At 49.0% G+C, this 3,807-nt stretch carries 3 protein-coding genes; 2 read left to right on the top strand and 1 reads right to left on the bottom strand.

Annotated features, from left to right (window positions below; genetic code table 11):
* Positions 1-89 precede the first annotated feature (89 nt).
* Positions 90-1,175 (bottom strand): 3-isopropylmalate dehydrogenase, encoded by a 1,086-nt coding sequence (leuB, locus tag QUA25_RS28840; protein WP_333043089.1) that lies wholly within the window; start codon positions 1,173-1,175, stop codon positions 90-92.
* Between the two features lie 119 nt (positions 1,176-1,294).
* On the opposite strand from leuB, the gene QUA25_RS28835 reads away from it, so the two are divergent.
* Together QUA25_RS28835 and QUA25_RS28830 are read left to right on the top strand one after the other, a co-directional pair.
* Positions 1,295-2,095: a Uma2 family endonuclease gene (locus tag QUA25_RS28835; protein ID WP_333043088.1), complete on the top strand. Its 801-nt coding sequence runs from the start codon at positions 1,295-1,297 to the stop codon at positions 2,093-2,095.
* Between the two features lie 239 nt (positions 2,096-2,334).
* Positions 2,335-3,540: a DUF4336 domain-containing protein gene (locus QUA25_RS28830; RefSeq protein ID WP_333043087.1), complete on the top strand. Its 1,206-nt coding sequence runs from the start codon at positions 2,335-2,337 to the stop codon at positions 3,538-3,540.
* Positions 3,541-3,807: the final 267 nt, after the last annotated feature.

Below are 3,807 nucleotides of genomic sequence, written 5' to 3'. Positions count from 1 at the left end.
GGGATTTTAAAATCCCAAAAGCCTTTCGACCCCAATTATTTGACTGCTACCCCTTGACAGGTCAAGACAGTATCTACCAGGTAAATAAATCAACCTTGCAAAACTTCAATTAAAGCATTGCCCATTGCCCGACAGCCGACGAGTTTCATGCCTTCCGACATGATATCACCAGTGCGATAACCCCGATCCAAAACTTCTACAACTGCTTGCTCGATTTTATTAGCAGCTTCCGGCTGATTTAAGGCGTAGCGCAGCATCATTGCCGCACTCAAAACTTGGGCGATGGGATTTGCTTTATCTTGTCCAGCGATGTCTGGTGCGGAACCGTGCACGGGTTCAAAAACTCCCGGCCCGCTTGCTCCCAAACTAGCAGAAGGCAGCATCCCAATACTACCAGTTAGCATCGCCGCCGCATCGGAAAGAATGTCGCCGAATAAATTGCCCGTGACAATTGTATCGAACTGTTTCGGCCAGCGAATTAACTGCATTGCTGCGTTGTCAACGTAGAGGTGAGAAAGTTCGACATCAGGGTATTCTGAAGAAAGGGCAATAATACGATCGCGCCACAGTTGCGAAACATCCAAAACATTCGCTTTATCAACGGAACACAGCCTTTTCCCGCGCTTCCTAGCCGTCTCAAAAGCGACTCGCCCGATTCTGTCAATTTCCGACTCGGTGTAAGCCATCGTATTGACACCGCGTTTTTCGCCTGTTTCCGTCTCAAAAATGCCTTTCGGTTTCCCAAAATAAATTCCGCCTGTGAGTTCGCGGATGACCATAATATCCACGCCTTCGACAACTTCCCGTTTCAAACTAGAAGCATCAACCAATTGCGGTAAAATAGTCGCCGGACGCAAATTTGCAAACAATCCCAATCCGGCGCGCAGTCCTAATAATCCCGTTTCCGGCCGCTGTTCGCGGGGCAAATTATCCCACTTGTAACCGCCAATTGCTGCCAACAATACTGCATCGCAGTTGCGGCATTTTTCCAGTGTTTCTTCGGGTAGCGGATTGCCTGTTGCGTCAATAGCAGCGCCGCCCATTAAAGCTTCTTGAAATTCAAAGCCGATGTCCAATTGTTGGCCGACAAGTTTCAGGACATCTACCGCCACAGCGATAATTTCAGGGCCGATGCCGTCTCCTGGTAAAAGAGTGATGCGGTAGTTTTGAGTCATATCGATTTAGGAGTTTTGATTTGAGATTTGAGATTGAGAGTTAATGGGAATTCTTTGGAAATGCCAGACATTCTCACAAGGCTATAATCATATCAGGATAAGCAACCTCAGAATTCATTATGACATTCCCGACTTACCCGCCTGCTCAAGCTGAACCGCCTTTAGACCCCCGGCAGAGTTTGCCAACAATGTATGATTTACCTAGCGAAGACCCAAAGGAGCCCGGTTTGCCAGATACATTTCATTTAGATCAGCCGCAACTCTTGGAATTCACGTTTTTGCCGCCTGGATGGGATGCGGAACAAGTCTTTACAGCGAGTGACCTAAATTTGTATTACGATGCAACACAACCGCGCTGGCATAAACGCCCGGATTGGTTTGCTGCGGTGGGTGTGCCAAGGCTTTATCAAGGGCGCGATATGCGTTTGAGTTATGTAGTTTGGCAAGAACGGGTAAATCCGTTTGTGGTGGTGGAATTGCTATCGCCGGGAACTGAAGATGAAGATTTAGGGCGGACTGTTCAGCAAGCTGGGGAACCGCCGACTAAGTGGCAAGTTTATGAACAAATTTTGCGGATTCCTTACTATTTTGTGTTCAGTCGCTACACGGATGAATTGCGAGCTTTTCATCTTGTAGGAGGCCACTATGAACCTGCAGAATTAATTGATGGGCGGTTATTTATTCCTGAGTTGCAGTTGAGTTTAGGTTGGTGGCAAGGCAGTTATAAGAGTATGAATCGGTTGTGGTTGCGGTGGTTTACGGCCCAAGGAGGGTTGATTTTGAGTCCGGGTGAAAGAGCAACGGCGGCGGAACGGCAACTGATAGAATCTCAACAGCAACTCATAGCATCTCAACAGCGAGAGGAAAGACTAGCGGCGCGGTTGCGGGAACTAGGCATCGATCCTGAACAGTTGGTTTAATAGTTCTCGTACCCAGGCGTGGTGAAACCCGGTTTCTTCCTTCTATTTCTCGTGACTCGTCCCAAAACTCGTAGAAACCGGGTTTCTAGCCCCCATGCGTAATTCTTGCTTGAGTATTCCAAAAGCCCGATAGCCCATAACCCCTTTTCAACTCCTCGAATCCGCGCAACACGAGTGAAATAAAATAAAAACAGTTCGATCACACGCACGTACAAAAAAATCGGCAAGGAGTCGCACCAGTGGCAGAGGGCGAAGGCATACCAACATCAGCACAGATTGATTCTCGGGACTATTCTTGGGCCTTTTGGCCGGTCGTCCCCCTTTATCCCTACAGCAAGCGGCGCACCATCCGCAAGGAAATAGTTAAAGATACAATCTGGACTTTTGACCAACTACAAGGCATTTTTTACGTTGTCGTCCCGATTCGGATGACAGTAATTAAATTAGAACCCGAAGGCCTTCTCGTCTACGCCCCCGTGGCACCGACTCCTGAGTGCATCCGCTTGGTAAAAGAGTTAGTAGCAGAGCACGGCGAGGTGAAGTACATCCTGCTGACAACGGTTTCCGGCATCGAGCACAAAGTTTTTGTCGGCCCCTTTGCGAGGTGTTTTCCCGAAGCGCAGGTGTTTGTCGCCCCGCAGCAGTGGAGTTTTCCCGTGAATTTGCCGCTGAGTTGGCTGGGTTTGCCGGCGAAACGCACGTCTGTACTGCCCTTTGACAGCAGCAACACGCCCTTAGCCGATCAATTTGACTGGGCAATTCTCGGCCCCCTCGACCTCGGTTTGGGCAGATTTGCTGAAGTTGCGTTATTTCACAGGCGATCGCGCACGCTGATGTTAACAGATTCCGTGGTTTCGATTCCCGAAAATCCGCCCGCGATCGTCCAACTCGACTCGTACCCGCTGCTGTTTCACGCCAAAGACAGCGCCTCGGACACCGTGGCAGACACCCACGAAAATCGGCGCAAAGGGTGGCAGAGAATCGCCTTATTTGCCATGTATTTTAGCCCCAGCGTGTTGGAAGTGCCGCCGTGGTCGGAGGTATTTGCCAGCGCGCGCCAAGCGCCAGAACGCTCTAGGAAAGCTTATTTCGGGTTGTATCCGTTCAAGTGGAAAACAGATTGGGTGCGATCGTTTGACGCTTTGCGGGGAGGAGGGCGGTTGTTTGTGGCGCCGATTTTGCAGACATTGATTCTCAACCGCGCGCCGAGGGAAACTCTCGATTGGGTGGATAAAGTGGCGAGTTGGGACTTTCAAAAGATTGTACCTTGTCACTTCGATAGTGCGATCGACTCCCAGCCGCGTGAATTTCGCCAAGCATTCTCGTTTCTGGAAAAACACTCGCCTGTTAATTCTTTACCCGAAGACGATTTTAAATTGCTCAGGCAGATTGATGCGGGTTTGAATAAAACCGGTTTGGTTCCGCCTGCGAAAGAGAAGGTTTAATCTTACATCTTGCACCTTTCTTAAGAACAGGCAAGATGCCTGTTCCACAAAACTCAATGTTATTGTGGAACGGGCATCTTGCCCGTTCCTAAACAGGTAATTAAGAAGGGTGCAACATCTCAGTTTAATCTTATACCAAGTTGCGTTCAGACGTACAATCATGAGTGATACCAAGTTGGGGTATAAACCGTAATTCCATGAATAAGAAAAACTTTTTGCTGGTACTCTGTCTGTTGCTACCAAGCCTAGTCATAGGCTGCAAGCAGC

This window comes from Microcoleus sp. Pol17C6 (assembly GCF_036701145.1).
In the GTDB taxonomy this organism is placed as follows: domain Bacteria; phylum Cyanobacteriota; class Cyanobacteriia; order Cyanobacteriales; family Microcoleaceae; genus Microcoleus.
The sequence above is the reverse complement of the archived record's forward strand: the minus strand, read 5'-3'. Positions and strand labels throughout refer to the sequence as shown.